This is a genomic window from Gilliamella sp. B3817 (assembly GCF_026536705.1).
In the GTDB taxonomy this organism is placed as follows: Bacteria; Pseudomonadota; Gammaproteobacteria; order Enterobacterales; family Orbaceae; genus Gilliamella; species Gilliamella apicola_I.
In genome coordinates this window covers 193,514-209,948 of the sequence record NZ_JAFNNV010000002.1, presented here as the reverse complement: position 1 = coordinate 209,948, position 16,435 = coordinate 193,514, and the positions used below count along the sequence as shown (strand labels likewise).

Annotated in this window: 19 protein-coding genes; 10 read left to right on the top strand and 9 right to left on the bottom strand. The window is 35.6% G+C overall.

The window, feature by feature from the left end; translation table 11 throughout:
* The first annotated feature begins 18 nt into the window (after positions 1-18).
* Positions 19-663: a 3-keto-L-gulonate-6-phosphate decarboxylase UlaD gene (locus J3U36_RS03655; protein WP_267378232.1), complete on the top strand. Its 645-nt coding sequence runs from the start codon at positions 19-21 to the stop codon at positions 661-663.
* A gap of 68 nt (positions 664-731) precedes the next feature.
* A complete protein-coding gene (locus J3U36_RS03650) occupies positions 732-1,628 on the top strand; it encodes an L-ribulose-5-phosphate 3-epimerase (protein WP_267378235.1) in 897 nt (298 codons plus the stop codon).
* A 66-nt stretch (positions 1,629-1,694) separates the two neighbouring features.
* On the opposite strand, the gene J3U36_RS03645 is transcribed toward J3U36_RS03650, so the two are convergent.
* Complete coding sequence (locus tag J3U36_RS03645; RefSeq protein ID WP_220216805.1) at positions 1,695-2,030, bottom strand: zinc ribbon domain-containing protein YjdM; 336 nt, start codon at positions 2,028-2,030, stop codon at positions 1,695-1,697.
* A gap of 170 nt (positions 2,031-2,200) precedes the next feature.
* On the opposite strand from J3U36_RS03645, the gene lptM reads away from it, so the two are divergent.
* The 7 genes from lptM (at position 2,201) to uvrD (ending at position 9,523) form a co-directional block, all read left to right on the top strand.
* The gene (lptM, locus tag J3U36_RS03640; protein WP_220216806.1) at positions 2,201-2,368 is read left to right on the top strand and encodes an LPS translocon maturation chaperone LptM; all 168 of its coding nucleotides are present in this window, start codon (positions 2,201-2,203) and stop codon (positions 2,366-2,368) included.
* A gap of 15 nt (positions 2,369-2,383) precedes the next feature.
* Positions 2,384-3,637 (top strand): diaminopimelate decarboxylase, encoded by a 1,254-nt coding sequence (lysA, locus tag J3U36_RS03635; protein ID WP_267378238.1) that lies wholly within the window; start codon positions 2,384-2,386, stop codon positions 3,635-3,637.
* A 142-nt stretch (positions 3,638-3,779) separates the two neighbouring features.
* Positions 3,780-4,604 (top strand): diaminopimelate epimerase, encoded by an 825-nt coding sequence (gene dapF, locus J3U36_RS03630; RefSeq protein ID WP_267351401.1) that lies wholly within the window; start codon positions 3,780-3,782, stop codon positions 4,602-4,604.
* A 118-nt stretch (positions 4,605-4,722) separates the two neighbouring features.
* Positions 4,723-5,457, top strand: coding sequence for a DUF484 domain-containing protein (locus J3U36_RS03625; protein ID WP_267378241.1), 735 nt, complete (start codon positions 4,723-4,725; stop codon positions 5,455-5,457).
* Between the two features lie 9 nt (positions 5,458-5,466).
* Positions 5,467-6,390, top strand: coding sequence for a tyrosine recombinase XerC (gene xerC, locus J3U36_RS03620; RefSeq protein WP_065559259.1), 924 nt, complete (start codon positions 5,467-5,469; stop codon positions 6,388-6,390).
* The gene (gene yigB / locus J3U36_RS03615) at positions 6,390-7,103 is read left to right on the top strand and encodes a 5-amino-6-(5-phospho-D-ribitylamino)uracil phosphatase YigB (RefSeq protein WP_267361267.1); all 714 of its coding nucleotides are present in this window, start codon (positions 6,390-6,392) and stop codon (positions 7,101-7,103) included. The genes xerC and yigB overlap by 1 nt, the downstream gene beginning before the upstream one ends.
* A 191-nt stretch (positions 7,104-7,294) precedes the next feature.
* A complete protein-coding gene (uvrD, locus tag J3U36_RS03610) occupies positions 7,295-9,523 on the top strand; it encodes a DNA helicase II (protein ID WP_267378245.1) in 2,229 nt (742 codons plus the stop codon).
* An 89-nt stretch (positions 9,524-9,612) separates the two neighbouring features.
* On the opposite strand, the gene cyaY is transcribed toward uvrD, so the two are convergent.
* The 6 genes from cyaY to J3U36_RS03580 all read right to left on the bottom strand — a co-directional run bounded on the left by cyaY (position 9,613) and on the right by J3U36_RS03580 (position 12,898).
* Entirely contained in the window at positions 9,613-9,921 is a 309-nt protein-coding gene (cyaY, locus tag J3U36_RS03605) for an iron donor protein CyaY (protein ID WP_267378247.1), read from the bottom strand.
* A 98-nt stretch (positions 9,922-10,019) separates the two neighbouring features.
* Entirely contained in the window at positions 10,020-10,535 is a 516-nt protein-coding gene (locus J3U36_RS03600) for a surface-adhesin E family protein (protein ID WP_267351411.1), read from the bottom strand.
* Positions 10,536-10,554: 19 nt separating this feature from the next.
* Positions 10,555-11,325, bottom strand: coding sequence for a hypothetical protein (locus J3U36_RS03595; RefSeq protein WP_267378252.1), 771 nt, complete (start codon positions 11,323-11,325; stop codon positions 10,555-10,557).
* A gap of 71 nt (positions 11,326-11,396) precedes the next feature.
* The gene (locus tag J3U36_RS03590; protein ID WP_267378255.1) at positions 11,397-12,032 is read right to left on the bottom strand and encodes a thiamine diphosphokinase; all 636 of its coding nucleotides are present in this window, start codon (positions 12,030-12,032) and stop codon (positions 11,397-11,399) included.
* A 25-nt stretch (positions 12,033-12,057) separates the two neighbouring features.
* Complete coding sequence (rimI, locus tag J3U36_RS03585) at positions 12,058-12,522, bottom strand: ribosomal protein S18-alanine N-acetyltransferase (protein ID WP_267351416.1); 465 nt, start codon at positions 12,520-12,522, stop codon at positions 12,058-12,060.
* Positions 12,491-12,898, bottom strand: a complete 408-nt coding sequence (locus J3U36_RS03580; RefSeq protein WP_267378257.1) for a DNA polymerase III subunit psi — start codon at positions 12,896-12,898, stop codon at positions 12,491-12,493. Before J3U36_RS03580 ends, rimI begins: the two co-directional genes overlap by 32 nt.
* Positions 12,899-12,985: 87 nt before the next feature.
* Here J3U36_RS03580 and rsmC point away from each other — a divergent pair, with 87 nt between their 5' ends.
* Complete coding sequence (gene rsmC, locus J3U36_RS03575; protein WP_267378261.1) at positions 12,986-14,026, top strand: 16S rRNA (guanine(1207)-N(2))-methyltransferase RsmC; 1,041 nt, start codon at positions 12,986-12,988, stop codon at positions 14,024-14,026.
* Positions 14,027-14,115: 89 nt separating this feature from the next.
* On the opposite strand, the gene hemN is transcribed toward rsmC, so the two are convergent.
* On the bottom strand, positions 14,116-15,519 hold the full coding sequence (hemN, locus tag J3U36_RS03570) for an oxygen-independent coproporphyrinogen III oxidase (protein WP_267378264.1): 1,404 nt from the start codon (positions 15,517-15,519) through the stop codon (positions 14,116-14,118).
* Positions 15,520-15,799: 280 nt separating this feature from the next.
* Entirely contained in the window at positions 15,800-16,288 is a 489-nt protein-coding gene (gene yihI, locus J3U36_RS03565) for a Der GTPase-activating protein YihI (protein WP_267378267.1), read from the bottom strand.
* Positions 16,289-16,435: the final 147 nt, after the last annotated feature.

Sequence of the window (16,435 nt, the reverse complement as noted above, 5' to 3'; positions counted from 1 at the left end):
ATGAACAAGGAAATAAAAATGACAGCACCTAAATTACAAATCGCCTTAGATCAAACTGAATTAAAACCGGCATTAGATGTTGCTAAAAATGTGTCAGGATTTGTCGACATTATTGAAGTCGGCACTATTCTTGCGTTTGGGGCAGGCATGGAAAGTGTAAAAACATTAAGACAACTTTATCCCGATCATATTTTAGTCTGTGATTTAAAAACCACCGATGGCGGAGCAATATTAGCAAAAATGGCTTTTTCTGCTGGCGCTAATTGGTTAACCGTATCGGCAGCTGCGCACATAGCCACGGTTGAAGCATGTAAGAAAGTCGCCGATGAGTTTAAAGGCGAAATCCAAATTGAATTGTATGGGCATTGGACATTAGAAGATGCGAAAGCTTGGCGTAAATTGGGTATTAAACAGGCAATTTATCACCGTTCTCGAGATGCAGAATTAGCTGGGGTAGGTTGGGGCGAAGAGGATTTGGTTAAAATGCGTCAGCTTTCAGATTTAGGACTAGAGCTTTCAATCACAGGGGGAATTGTACCGGAAGATATCCACTTGTTTGCTGGCATTAAAACCAAAGCCTTCATTGCTGGTCGAGCTCTTGCCAATGAAGATGGTAAAAAAACGGCTCAAGCATTAAGAGAGCAAATAGCAAAATATTGGTAAGTGATAGATTGCAGTTGTTACGGCGACTGCATTTTTGAAAATAATAAAGATATGAACAGGTTTTAACTATGTCAACATTTGCAATCGATCCCACTTTACAGACCAATCATATTGGTATTTATGAAAAGGCATTGCCTAATGAACTTTCATGGCAACAAAAATTGCAGGAAGCAAAATCATTAGGATTTAATTTTATTGAGATATCAATAGATGAATCAGATGAGCGTCGAGCAAGGCTCGATTGGTCTGATGACGAAATCTATGCACTAAAACGATTATGTGAGCAAAATCAAATACCACTACATTCAATGTGTTTAAGTGCACATCGTAAATATCCGTTTGGCTCAGCAGATGAAACAGTCCGCAACCAAGCTAAAGACATCATGAATAAAGCGCTTCGTTTGGCTTATAAGCTTGGAATACGAGTGATTCAGTTAGCAGGGTATGATGTCTATTATGAACCAGCCAATAACAAGACTCACCAACGTTTTATTGAAGGTATACGATGGTCAGCTAAACAAGCGGAAAAAGTTGGAATAATGTTGGCAGTTGAAATTATGGATACTAATTACCTAAATTCACTCAGTAAATTTGAAATTTTAAAACGGGAAGTGAATTCCCCTTACTTCATGGCTTATCCTGATGTTGGAAATATCACGGGTTGGAACTACGATACATGTACTGAATTATTGTTAAGTCGTGATCATATCGTCCAAATTCATCTGAAAGACACCTTAAAAGTGAAAAAGAATTATTCAGGACAATTTAGAGATCTTGTCATTGGTGAAGGTGAGGTTGATTTTCTTTCCATACTTAAAACACTTAAAATGATGAACTATTCAGCACCGTTAGTCATTGAGATGTGGGCAAAAGATGACAAATGGAAAGAAAATATTATCACAGCTCAAAACAGATTAAAGGCAATTGGCGAACAGGCAGGATTTCCTATATTTAAGTCAATATAAAATCAAACATGATTTGATTGTAAATCAACGCTTCATCTTATTGAAAAAGATGAAGCATTCAATGCATTAAGCTTTTTTGACAAAACAGGCTTTGAGCATAATTTTCATGCCATCGATTTTACAATCAATTTCATGATCACCGTCGACTAAACGAATCCCTTTCGCTTTTGCCCCTTTTTTAAGCACAGTCGATGAACCTTTTAATTTAAGGTCTTTAATCAATAATACATCATCGCCATCCGCTAATAAATTACCGTTGCTGTCTTTCACTTCACGTTGAGATGATTCAGTCGTTGCTTGATTAGGATCCCACTCATGAGCACACATTGAGCAGACAATTAAATTACCGTCGGGATAAGTATATTCTGATCCACAGGTAGGGCAGTGATTTGTTGATTCCATCTTGTTTCCTGTCGTATTAAAAAGTTTAATTATAGCATAATTATTATCAAATTCCCTGACTTTAGATTTTGCCTTGTTCTTTGGCAAACCTATTATTAGCGCTTTGCACGATTAGGGCTATCGTGTAATATAGTCGTTATCATAAAAATCTAGAATATTGTGAATATTATATGAAATCATTAATAAAATTACTTTCGATGTTTTTGCTCATTCTATCAATTGTGGGGTGCGGTCTAAAAGGGCCTTTATATCATCCTACAGAAGCATCCAATAATCAAACAGACCAAACAACTATGAATAGTTTGAATCAAGAACAAATAATAAATAAAGTTGCTTAAGTTAGGAAAGAAACAATGAATTTTTTGCATTATCAAAATGGTCATTTATTGGCTGATCAAATTGCTATTGATGATTTAGCCAAACAATATGGTACCCCTTTATATGTCTATTCTGCTGACTATATCACTCAGCAGTTTTTAGCTTACAAGCATGCACTTACTCATCGTAAACACTTAATTTGTTATGCGGTCAAAGCGAATAGTAACTTAGCGGTATTACAGTTGTTAGTTAAGTTAGGCTCAGGGTTTGATATTGTTTCACAAGGTGAGCTAGAACGAGTACTCAAAGCGGGTGCAGATCCCAAAAAAGTTGTCTTTTCGGGCGTGGCGAAATCCATTGTCGAAATTGAACGAGCCTTACAAGTAGGTATAAAATGCTTCAATGTTGAATCAGAAGCAGAATTATATCGAATCAATGATATTGCAAAACGTCTTGGTAAAGTCGCTACTATATCTTTAAGAATTAATCCCGATGTTGATGCAAAAACGCATCCGTATATTTCAACCGGTTTACGAGAAAACAAATTTGGTATTAGTTACCAATTAGCGATTGAGGTGTACCGTCAAGCAAAAGCATTATCCAATATTAACATTGTTGGTATTGATTGTCATATCGGCTCGCAACTCACCGAGTTATCGCCGTTTTTGGATGCCGCTGAACGTATACTTTTATTAGTCGATAAATTAAAATCAGAAAATATTCAGATACAACATATTGATCTAGGTGGCGGGTTAGGCGTTTGTTATGATGATGAGCAACCACCAACGGCATCGCTACTGGTGACTGAATTATTGAAAAAATTAGCGCATTATCCAGATCTCGAAGTAATATTTGAACCGGGGCGTTCAATAGTGGCTAACGCAGGTTTACTCATTACGAAAGTGGAATACACTAAACATCAAGATGATAACCATTTTGCAATAGTCGATGCAGGGATGAATGATTTAATTCGTCCAGCGCTTTATGAAGCTTGGATGCGTATATTACCCGAAAAAGAGCAACAAGCGGAAGATAAAACCTTTATATACAACGTTGTTGGGCCGATTTGTGAATCAAGTGATGTACTTGCTTATCAACGTGAGCTATCTGTCAAACAAGATGATTTAGTCGTGATATGTAGCGCAGGTGCTTATGGGTTTAGCATGGCTTCAAATTACAACAGCCATCCTCGCCCAGCAGAAGTGATGCTGATTGATCAACAACAGCATAAGTTGATTCGTCAACGCGAAACGTTTGACGACTTATGGCGTGGAGAACACGTGTTTTAGCTATCCATTAATGTATAGGTTATAACTGGTTAAACAAAAATGATGAATCTTAATAAGTTGTTTATGACGTTTTTAAAATAAAACGAATCAATAAACAGTTATTAAAGATATAGTAATCTTTGATGATAAAAGGTAGATGATGATGAACTTTTCAAAAATGCATGGACTGGGAAATGACTTTATGGTTATTGATGCGGTAACGCAAAATGTTCATCTATCTCCGGATTTAATTAAGCGTCTGGCTAATAGATATACCGGTATTGGGTTTGATCAGCTACTTATTGTTGAACCACCTTATTCACCTGATAGCGATTTTCACTATCGTATTTTTAATTCGGACGGGACAGAAGTTCAGCAATGTGGTAATGGTGCACGTTGTTTTGCGCGTTTTGTTCGTTTGAAAGGTTTGACCAAAAAGCGCGTGTTAAAAGTCAGTACCATGAAAGGGAACATTGTCTTAACCGTTAACGATGATGAAACCGTTCGAGTGAACATGGGGGTACCTGTTTTTGAGCCAAATAAAGTACCTTTTAAAGCGATTAAAGAAGAAAAGACCTATATTATCAGAGCACAAGAACAAACCATTTTATGTGGAGTTGCCTCAATGGGCAATCCACACTGTGTAATACAAGTTGATAATATCTTAACTGCTCAAGTGAGCACGCTAGGGCCATTATTAGAGCAACATGAACGTTTTCCTGAACGGGCTAATATTGGATTTATGCATATTATTGATCGTAATAACATCAATTTGCGCGTATTCGAACGTGGAGTGGGTGAAACCCAAGCCTGTGGGACTGGTGCGTGTGCAGCGGTCGCGGTAGGAATTAATCAAGGCTTGTTAAATTCGACTGTGAATGTCAATTTACCCGGTGGCAAGTTGCTGATTGAGTGGAAAGGCGAAAATCAACCACTTTTTATGACGGGGCCGGCAACACATGTTTATGACGGTTTTATCTCTTTTTAAAATAGTGCTTATTTGGCAATTAATTTGTAGCGTGGGTCAATAAAAATCCGAGTTCGCATATTTGAATATTAAATGAGTCTATCTTTAAAATGTTAACAAATGAATAAAGAATTTAACTATGGTTGTAAAAAACACGCGGAATTTAAAAACTAAAAACAGTCAAACTCAAACTAAACCACTCAAATTAAATGATGAAGTGGTCAGTCAGTATATTATCAATAACCCTGATTTTTTTATTCGCAATGCCAACCAGATTGAAAGTTTGCAAATTCCTCATCCCGTGCGTGGCGTCATCTCATTACCCGAATGGCACATGGCAAGGCAACGAAATAAAATAAAGCAACTTGAGTCTGAAATAACGTTATTAATGGAACATGCCACAGCGAATGAGCAGTTGTTTAGCCAATTGATGGATCTTCAACTGAAATTGATTCAAACCTCAGACCTCAATGAATTAATTCAGTCACTTAATTCATGGGCAAAATCATTGGGACTGAACGGCGCTTATCTCTACCTTTTTGACGATAAATGGCTACTTAGTGCGCCATCAAATTATCACTACTTGGCGCTGAATTCTTCGCAATTTGATTTTATTCGTGTTCGTCATTTGCAGTATAGCCATCAGTATTTAGGTACATTAAATTCGACGGAATTAGATTTTTTATTACCAGAACATAACTATGTTGGATCAGTTGCTTTATCGCTATTAGGAAAATTTGGTGATTTGGGCATCTTGATTTTTACCAGTGCAAATCCACATCATTATCAAGTAGGTCAAGGGACACTCTTGTTGGAAAAAATAAGTGAGTTATTACCGATCTTGATTGAAAAGTGGATTATGCGAACAAAATAAGGACTAATGATGATTCAGTCTAATCAAGAACAACTATCATTATTAACCCAACCCGTTGAGCAATTTTTAAACTACTTAAAATCCGAAAGACAACTCAGTTTAAACACGCAAATTAATTATCGTCGACAACTCTATGCCATTATTGAATTAGCAAAAACAGTCGAAATTGCTAACTGGCAAGATCTCGATTCATCCGCGGTGCGCTTATTAATTGGTAGAAGTAAACAAGCAGGGTTACAAGCAAGAAGCTTGTCATTAAGGTTATCGGCATTGCGGAGCTTTTGTGATTGGATGGTCAAGAATCAATTGATCAGCGCAAATCCTGCTCGTGGCGTTTTAAATCCTAAGATCGGTCAACATCTGCCTAAAAATATTGATATTGACGAGATAAATCAATTACTGGACATTGAATATAACGATCCTTTATCTGTACGTGATCGGGCAATGCTTGAAGTTATGTATGGATCCGGATTACGTTTGTCAGAATTAGTGAATCTAAATTGCCGTGAATTAAACCTAAAAGAGGGGGAAATTCGGGTAATGGGGAAAGGAAATAAGGAACGGAAATTACCATTAGGTAGAGAATCGATTAAATGGATCCAACACTGGTTATCCATGCGTAACTTATTAGAACCTCAAGATGATGCCTTATTTATATCAAAATTAGGTCGTCGAATCTCCCCACGAAATGTTGAAAAAAGATTTGCTGAGTGGGGGATCAAACAGGGATTAAGTTCACATGTTCATCCGCATAAATTGCGTCACTCTTTTGCAACGCATATGTTAGAATCCAGTCGAGATCTGCGTGCAGTACAAGAGTTACTCGGGCATGCTGATTTGTCTACAACTCAAGTTTATACCCACCTTGATTTTTCACACTTATCTGATGTTTATGATTCGACGCATCCAAGAGCAAAAAGAGGAAGAAAGTAATGCGTTTTTACCGATCAATTAACCGCATTCAAGCAATGACATTTGATCTTGATGATACGTTATATGACAACAGCATGATTGTTGAAAAAGCTGAAGATGAAATCATCAAGTCTTTAAGACAACATGAACAGCTAAAAAATATCACCTTGTCAGATCTTCATAATGAAAAACAACAGGTATTAGCCCTAAATCCCGAAATCTATCACGATGTGGTTATTTGGCGAATCGAAACGATTAAATCTCTACTCCTTAAAATGGGTGTATCCACATTTAACATTGATGATATCGTTCAGCAATCTATGGCGTGCTTTAACTTTTGGCGTCATAAAATGCAAATCACTGAATCGACGCATCAATTATTGGCAACACTTGCCAGTAAAATACCCTTAGCGGTGATCACAAATGGCAATGTGGATATTCATAAAATAGGATTAGGAGATTACTTTCAATTTTCGCTTCGAGGTGGGGCGGATGGTCGTTCTAAACCTTTTCCTGAGATATTCGATTTGGCAGTTAACAAGTTAGCCGTACCAGCAAAGCACGTTTTACATATCGGTGATAATCTATTAACAGATGTTAACGGCGCAGTAAATAATGGTTTATTAGCTTGTTGGATTAATATTTATGGTCAAGATATTTATCATCTTGCTGATGCCAAATGTTTACCACATATTGAAATCAATCATTTATCAGAACTGGATAATCTGCTATAATTTATTTTAAATATGTATAAATAGACAGTAAGCTACACGATCATCATCAATTGCTTTAAAAAAACGCCTATCTTTACATCCTTTTTGATGACAACCTAAACACGACAGATTAACTGAAAAGAATTGATTGATACTAGGTTTAAATTCAAAACCTATCAAGAATTGCTATGATGACAACAGGTTTTAACATAATGGAAAACAGACAATCATTATTAGACGACCTTAATACCGAGCAGAAAGATGCGGTGACCACTGATAATCAATACACTATTGTTCTTGCAGGGGCTGGCAGTGGTAAAACACGGGTATTAGTTCACCGTATTGCATGGCTCTGTATGGAAAAACATTATTCGCCTCATTCCATATTTGCCGTCACTTTCACCAATAAAGCTGCGGCTGAAATGCAAGAGCGTATACAGCATCTGATTGGTGAAGGTTATTTTAATGGTATGTGGGTTGGAACATTTCATGGGTTAACGCATCGTTTATTACGCATGTTCTCTCAGCAAGCTAAACTCCCATCCAATTTTCAATTGATCGATACGGAAGATCAGATTCGTCTGATCAAACGGATTTTTCGTGAATTAAAAATTGACGAAAAACAGTGGTCGGCAAAAGAGTGTGCAAGTTTTATCTCTAATCAAAAAGAGAAGGGCTTACGCGCTAAAGATTTGATACCTGAAGATCCTAAACAGATAATGTGGCAGAGTATCTACAATGACTATCAAGCGATTTGTGACAGAGTAGGCTATGTTGATTTTTCGGAGCTTATTTTACGTGCTTATGAATTATTGTGCAGTGACAAAGATGTATTAAGTTACTGCCAACATCGTTTTTCAAATATTTTAATTGATGAATTCCAAGATACGAATCATATACAATATTCTTTAGTAAAAAAATTAGCGGGCACGACGGCGAATGTCATGATTGTTGGCGATGATGACCAATCAATCTATAGTTGGCGTGGTGCAAATGCCGATAATTTACAACTCTTTATTCATGATTTTCCCGAAACTGAAATTATTCGATTAGAGCAAAATTATCGTTCAACCAGTACGATTTTAGATGCCGCTAATCAACTTATTGCTAAAAATCAGAATCGATTAGGTAAGAATTTGTGGACAGATCGCAATGAAGGCGAAAAGATTTCTCTTTATGTTGGTTTCAATGATATTGATGAAGCCAGATTTGTTATTGGGCAGATAAAAAAATATCATGATGCTGGTGAAAAATATTCCAGTTGTGCCATTTTATATCGCAATAATGTGCAGTCCCGACTGTTTGAAGACACGTTATTACAAGCTGGGTTACCTTACCAGATCTATGGTTCGATCCGGTTTTATGAGCGGCAAGAAGTCAAATTAGCACTTGCGTATTTACGGCTTTTGCATGATCACGATAACGATATGGCATTTGAAGCAACGGTGAATACGCCAACGCGGGGTATTGGTAATGTGACCCTTGATAAAATCAGATTAACAGCCAAACAAAATAATATTTCATTATGGAATGCGTGTTTAATGTTAATTCAAATGAATGGATTAACCGAACGGCAGCGATCTGGAGTAAGTCGTTTTCTTGAACTCATGGGATCAATTTATGATGAAGTTGCGCAAATGCCGTTTTATCAACAACTCGATATCCTGATAAAATCGTCCGGAATTCAACAAATGTATGAGCAAGAGCCAGGCATTAAAGGACAATCTCGACTTGAAAATCTTGAAGAGTTAGTGTCGGCGGCTGAACAGTTTTATCGTAATAATGAAAATACCGTGATTGAAGATAGTGAAACCGGTCAGACCTTAACCGTGCTTGAATCATTTTTAGCTTATACTTCGTTAGAAAGCCGAGACGTGCTAAAAGAACAAGATTCAGTCCAATTGATGACATTACATGCTGCAAAAGGACTTGAATTTGATAATGTTTTCATTGTCGGTCTTGAAGAAGGACTGTTTCCGGCGCAACGTTCAGCACTAGAAATCGACAGAATGGAAGAAGAAAGACGCCTTGCTTATGTTGGTATAACACGAGCACGCAAGCATTTAACCTTATCGCTATGCGAGTTAAGACGCCTTTATGGTCGTGAAGAGCGTAATTTACCTTCTCGCTTTTTAGCTGAATTGCCAGTCGACAGGTTAAACGAAATTAGCTATCGGGGATTCTTTGCGCCTCCTGAAGGCAAATTAGATAATCTAAGTCAAGAAAAGCAATTTCAGCAAAATCGCAGACAATCTTATCTGGATAAAAGTCGTGAAAGTGATGGTTATACATTAGGCAGAAAAGTGAAACATCATCGTTTTGGTGAAGGCACAATAATCAATCTTGATGGTGAAGGGGATCATCGACGTGTTCAAATCGCATTTGTTAACGAAGGAATCAAATGGTTAGTGATTAAATTAGCCAATTTAACCCTACTTTGATTATACCTGCAAAAAAATGAATATTGTTTGAACCTGAAAAGGGATCTTAATAAAGTATTGTAAGATCCCTTTTTTAACTGCTTATTTAATTAGCTTGCTTGTTCTTTTACTGCTTCAGAAAAAATCGTATCAAAGGTTTGATCACTTCGGTTACATATCCACTGCTGATCATGATAATCAAAATGATAACCCTGTTTTGAGGTTGCTAACCATACTTGATAAAGCGGCTCTTGAGTATTGACAATGATTTTGCTGCCATTTGGAAAGCTGATTGTAATCACATTACCATTAGTTTCATAATCAATATCGACATCATGTTCTTGAGCGTAGTTATCTAAAAAAAGTTCAACACTATTAAATAATTGTTCTGTTAGAATGTGAAATTGCGTAATATTCATTTCATTGTCATCAATTCGTTAAAAATAATGCCAGAATATTAGCATAAACGCCTATTCTTCGCTACCGTACGCCTAAATGCAATGCACAAAGTTCGTGACTAATTCACAAGGGGTAACGAGCAGGCAATAACCAGTAACACCCGCATATCGGTTCCTGGATTGGTTGCAACCCAACGGTTTACTAACTGATTTTCAGAAATCAATTTACCGTCACCAAAATAGTTTGCATAAATTTGTATCTTGCCTTCGGCAATTTCCATTTTATCGCAATTCGCAAATTCTTGGATAACCATTGAATGATAAGGTACTTTATTCCCATTAATCTGTTCATAGTTAAGAGAAGGTATATAATTAGTTACTTTATTAAATTGACGAATGTTTTTATTATACGGATGCAATCTGACCGAATTTTTATCTATAAAAGTGTAACCGACCGAATCTCTTTCATAACTTTTATTGATTGAAATAAATTGCTCTCCAATACTGGCGTCTTTTAATTTTTGATACTCTTTATTAAAGTCAACTTTATTTACCTCCGTTTTATTTTTTGTTACTCCCTGAAGGCTTAGTACAGAAAAAGAAAAAAGAAATAACAGTATTCCTAATTTTTTCATTAAATTTCATCTCCATTTTTTAATTATTTTTTAAGCTTTGGTTAGGCTTAACTTGAGGTTGAAATTGTCTTTTTTGTTCTATTTCTTTCTGTTTATTATCTAGTTTTAACTTCTGTTTACGTTCAAGTTCCATTTTTTTAAAAATTGGTTTTATATCTGGTCTTGTAACATAAAGAATCTGTTTGTCTACATCACCTTGAATCGAGCACGACACCAAGCTTTGTTTGTCAGAAATCGGTTCTAAATAAAGTGATTTTTCAATAGTGCCAATTTTAGGAAGCACACCGTCTATAGAATATGGATTATCCTGCCAATTAGGAGAATGAGATTGGGTATCAAAAATTTTAGTATTTGCAGTATAAATTTGTGCATTGAATTTAGACCAATGGAGAGTATCTAATGCGTTTTTTACATCGTCAATGGCATTATCAACAATAAATCCCCAGTAATAAAATTGGCCTGATGCGGTGGTAGAAAGGTAGACATTTTGATAACCCGAAATGGTTAACCCACGATATTGAAACGGTTTTTTAAACATCACTTTGTTTTTATCATGACTTTCGATAGATTCGACAGGAATATAGGTCACATTATCAGCAGTGGCTAAGTCAACATATTGATTAAAATCATCTTTGTATAAAGCGAGTTGCTTAAATAATTGATTATCACATGCTAAAAAAGCTTTCATTACTTTGTCAGTTTTATTGATATCTTGTTGATTTTGAGCAGAAAAAGCCATGCAAGATATCAATAATGTACTCACAAGCACAGAAAGTTTTTTTAAAAGCATGGTGATGTCCTTTTGGTAATCTTTTTATTAAAAAAGTATAATGATATTGTAAATTATTGTAAATCACGCCGTCAATGTTTACTACTAAAATCTTCAATGAAAATGATTAAATTACCTTGTTGAAAAGTAATTTTAACTAAATCTGATATGGCTTTATTGCGTACGCTAATAAATTTCCCAAAAGTGAGCGTTTGATTGACTAAAGGATACTGCACGCCTGTAATGGTCAAGTCCGTCACTTCACAAAATGGCATAAAAGAGACTATATGATTGTTGATATTAACGATTTCTTGATACTTTTTGGCAAAAAAGAAGTGGCCGTAATTATCATAAAAAGTAATTTGATATTGTGAATGATACTGCAACGCTACCGATAAATTACCTAAAAAATGGTCGCTAGCATGTCCAGTTGCCCCATAAATATCAAAGTGTTGAATCCCTTTATCAGCTAAAAAAATGATAGCTTTCTCAAAGTCAGTTTTATTTTGATCGGGAGTTTGTATTATTTGGATTTTGTCTGGCACAGCCATAGTGTGATGGTAACTGTCTAAATCGCCAATAATAAAATCCGGTATGATAGCGGTTGAGGCTAAGTAATTATGATAAGCGCCGTCAGTACAAGCAACATAATGATAGCCGGTTAAATCACTTGGAAAGTGATGTGGCGGTTCACCATTGACAAAAAGTAGAGCCCGATTAGCTATCATTGATTATTCCTTCTGTAATTTATCGTTATGATAAGGTTAATGTGTAAGCCATAATAATTGCATCTTCGTGTTTGCCATTGGTTGTTGGATAATAGTTTTTCCTAACGGTAATTTGGTTAAAACCAAGAGAATGATAAAGTTCGATTGCGGGTGTATTTGATCTTCTTACTTCTAACCACAATGTGGAAATCGCAATTGGGTGATCGATGCTAGTCAGGTGATCAATTAAATGATTCAGTAACGCCTTAGCAAGCCCTTGTTGTCGGTATTTTGGATGAATAGCGATATTGAACAAATTAGCTTCGTCAGCAACCATTTGACAAATACAAAAACCAACTATACGGTTATCGATAGTCAATTTAAGATTGTAATAATGATCGCCTTGATTTGAATAGAACGTCTGCTTTGACCAAGGAATCAAGTGGCATTGTTGTTCTAACTCAAAAGCATCGGGTAAATCATTGTCGGTCAGGGTGGAAATAGTTTTCATATTCGCATAATTGTTGCCAAAGTTGGCGTTTTTGTTGTGGAGCTTTAGCTAAAGAAATTAAATCCGTTGTTTGAATCGTTAATGCACGTTTCCAAGATTCATCAGGATTTATGTCAATAAACCATATAACCTTATCAATATCATCTGAGGGGATGATTAATTGGGAAGGCGTTAAAAAAAGTACCTGTTCTTGATTAAGGCGAATGGCATTTAAAATATCAAAATAAATTTTTTGCGTGGGTTTTTGCTCAGCGACAACAATTAAACGAATTTCATCGTCAATATGGTTTACCACTTCACCTTTAAAAACATTTGCTTTACGCAACACATATTGCGTAATATTGCATTGTTGTAAGTACCAATCACGTTGTGACATTATCGACATTCGGTTTTTATTAGAGATTAAAGATGGTTAATTGTATAATCATCGCATCAATTTATAAAGGTTTTTCATTGAGGCATTATGGCAACATCCGCTTTTACTCCTGCAAGTCAAGTACTTGAACGTCATCAAACATTTTTTAGCGATAAAAAAGTTATTATTGCTGGTGATATTCAAGATAGTTATCCTATTGTTATTGTGGCTAATCAAGTTAAAATTCATTGTTCACAATTTCATACCTATTTGCGTCTAAAAAATAGTCGTAAGGGCACTGAAATCGATTTTTCTCTTCTGCCTGATAAAGATTTTTATAACGGCATGAATACGTTAATCTATTATTGGCCAAAAACAAAAAGCGAAGCCCAATTTCAGCTCTCTTATCTATTAAATAATATGTCAAAAGATAGTGATATCTTTATTGTTGGTGAAAATCGAACGGGGGTGAAAAGTGTTGAGTCGCTTCTCGCTGATTTTGGTGTCATCCAAAAAATTGACAGCGCAAGGCGTTGTGGTTTGTATCATTTTCAAGCTGAAAGTCGTTTGGCATTTGATCTTAGTGAATGGTGGTTAAATTATCATTTATCCATTGAAGATCAAGATATTGAGATTAAGAGTTTACCGGGCGTGTTTAGTCAAAAAGGATTAGATGCCGGAAGTGAACTGCTATTAAATGCGTTAGTTGATCATGCTGATATTATTAAAGGTAATGTGTTAGATGTAGGATGCGGAGCAGGGGTGTTATCAACCGTGTTGGGTAAATTGTATCCTGAAATCAATCTTACTTTGTCTGATGTTAGCATTGCTGCCATTGAATCAAGTAAAGCTACGTTAATTGCCAATCATATTGATGCAACAGTTGTTGCCAGCGATGTATTTTCAAATATTAATGATAAATATCATCTTATTGTGTCTAACCCCCCTTTTCATGACGGTAAAGAAACCAGTTATACGGCAGTAAACACACTGATTAAAGAAGCGAAAAAACACTTAAAACTAAATGGTTACCTTTGTATTGTGGCAAACTCATTTTTACCTTATCAAGCTATTTTAGACGAAACCTTCAAAAGTGTTGAAGTCATTGCACAAACAACAAAATTTAGAGTTTATTTAGCTTGTCATTAACTGATAATTCCACACAAGCAAAAAAGTTACGGTTTTTACCGTAACTTTGCCTTTAATACATCATCGAAAGAGGGCGGTTTGACTAGTGACTAAATCACCCTTGAAAACTGCTGTTGCCGTGCTTGTTGTCTCATATAGCTATCAAAACACATGCAAATATTACGGATAAGCAAATGACCTTTAGGATTAACGATAATGGCATCGTCTGTTACTGTGACTAATCCATCTTTGACTAATGGGTCAAGCAGGGTTAAATCTTCGGCAAAATAGTGATCAAATCGGATTTGATACTGCTGTTCAATCGCTTGTTTATCTAAATAGAAATGACAAATAAGCTGTTTTATCACATCACGGCGAATTTTATCATCTTTCTTTAAGGAAAACCCTTTCCATAAACCATTACCACTTAATTCAACTTGTTGTTGATAAAGTTTAAGATCTTTCTGATTTTGTGCATAACTATCACCCAGCATACTAATTGCTGATACGCCAAGCCCTAATAAATCTGCCTCCCCTTGGGTAGTATAACCTTGGAAATTTCGATGTAATTTATTTTGCTGCTGGGCAATTGCCAGTTCGTCAGTCGGTTTTGCAAAATGATCCATACCAATAAAGCGATACCCTGCTTGGGTTAACTTTTGAATACTGGTCTGTAAAATCTGTAATTTTGCATGAGCATTAGGTAAATCGTGGTCTTTAATTTTGCGTTGTGCTGCAAATCGGCTAGGTAAATGGGCATAATTAAAGACACTTAAACGATCGGGTGAGATATCAATCACTTTATCCAATGTTTCGGTAAAACTGTCAACCGTTTGTTTCGGTAATCCATAAATTAGATCTAAACTAATTGAATGAAAACGGTTTTTTCTTGCTTGAAGGATCAAGGATCGAATGAGTTGTTCATCTTGTTCACGATTAATTAAATACTGAATTTCATGATTAAAATCCTGAATCCCCATACTTAATCGATTAAAGCCCAAATTGGCTAGATGATCGATAGTTTGTGGGGTAATTTCCCTTGGATCGATTTCGATTGAAAGTTCAGCGTGGGTATCAAAATTGAAGTGCTTTTTTAACGAGGTAATAAGTCGAGTAATCTCGTCATGCGTTAAAAAAGTCGGTGTACCGCCTCCCCAATGCATTTGAGTGACGGTGCGATCTTTAAATAACTGAGAACGTGAAGCTATTTCCTGTTCCAGTATATCTAAGTATTGGGTGACTTTTTGGGTTTGTCGGGTAACCAGTTTATTACACCCACAAAAATAACAAAGTTTATGGCAAAATGGAATATGAACATAAAGCGATAAAGGTCTATCCGCAAAGCGGGTGGCGGACAAGATAAAGTCTTGTTGGCTAAAATTTTCATTAAACTCTAACGCAGTAGGATAAGAAGTATAGCGTGGGCCTGAATAATTGTATTTTTCAATTAAACTTTGATCCCACAATTGTGCTTCTGCTAAGCTATTATTTTCGTCTAATTTTGTCTTTGACATGACTTTTTCCATGACCTTTTAAAATCGTTTTCTGTTTTGCCTTAACACGAAATTTAATCCGGTTCGTTTTTCGAAGATAGAGTAAAGTACAAATAAATAGTCCAATATATAAACTAAGCATGATTAACATAGGCATAATGATTGGCTCTCATTATTAAATATTTGATTGTACATTCAGTCGACGGAACAGATTGATGTTGATATTTTAACAGCCAAACTATCACAAATTCATTGCATTATATATCACAATAAATTAATGTAAATTTGTTCAGATATGACGTCAATTACGTTTCAATAAACTTACAATATCTTCTTGTTTCTCTTCTTCATCTTCAAAATCATCAACACTATAACCGAGTTGCTGCATCAATTCATCGATACGATTTAATTTAGTATCGAGATATGTTTGTTGCTCTTTTGTTAATTGGCTTCCACTTTCGACTAAATCAAGTAATTGCTCTAATTTAGGATCGTTTTCCAGTTGTTCCAATTCTTGCTCGGGTGATAAAACTAATTTTTGCGTTTTCGGTTGTTTGATTTTATTGGTCGATTTCACTGATTCATCTGCAATTAACGAAATCGGTTTTTTACTACCAATGCGTGGATCTTTAACAGTTTTAGCAGTTGGTTTATTTTTTTTGGTTTCATTATTGAAACGAGAACCACTTGGTAAGCCTTTATGTTTGCGTTTTCGCTTGAGTGCCCAAGATTCTTCATTAATCTCTTGACGGGTTTTTTTCGGTTTTTGTTTCGATTTGGTTTTTAACATATAATCTCTGTTTAATATTAGGACAAATATTTATTTAGGCTATTTTATCAGTAAGTCTTCAATATAGCTACGATCATGCATTAATGCTAATTTATGATTGTAAAAGTTAAGATTTATGTATAATCTTAACCCAATCAATTTAAATAG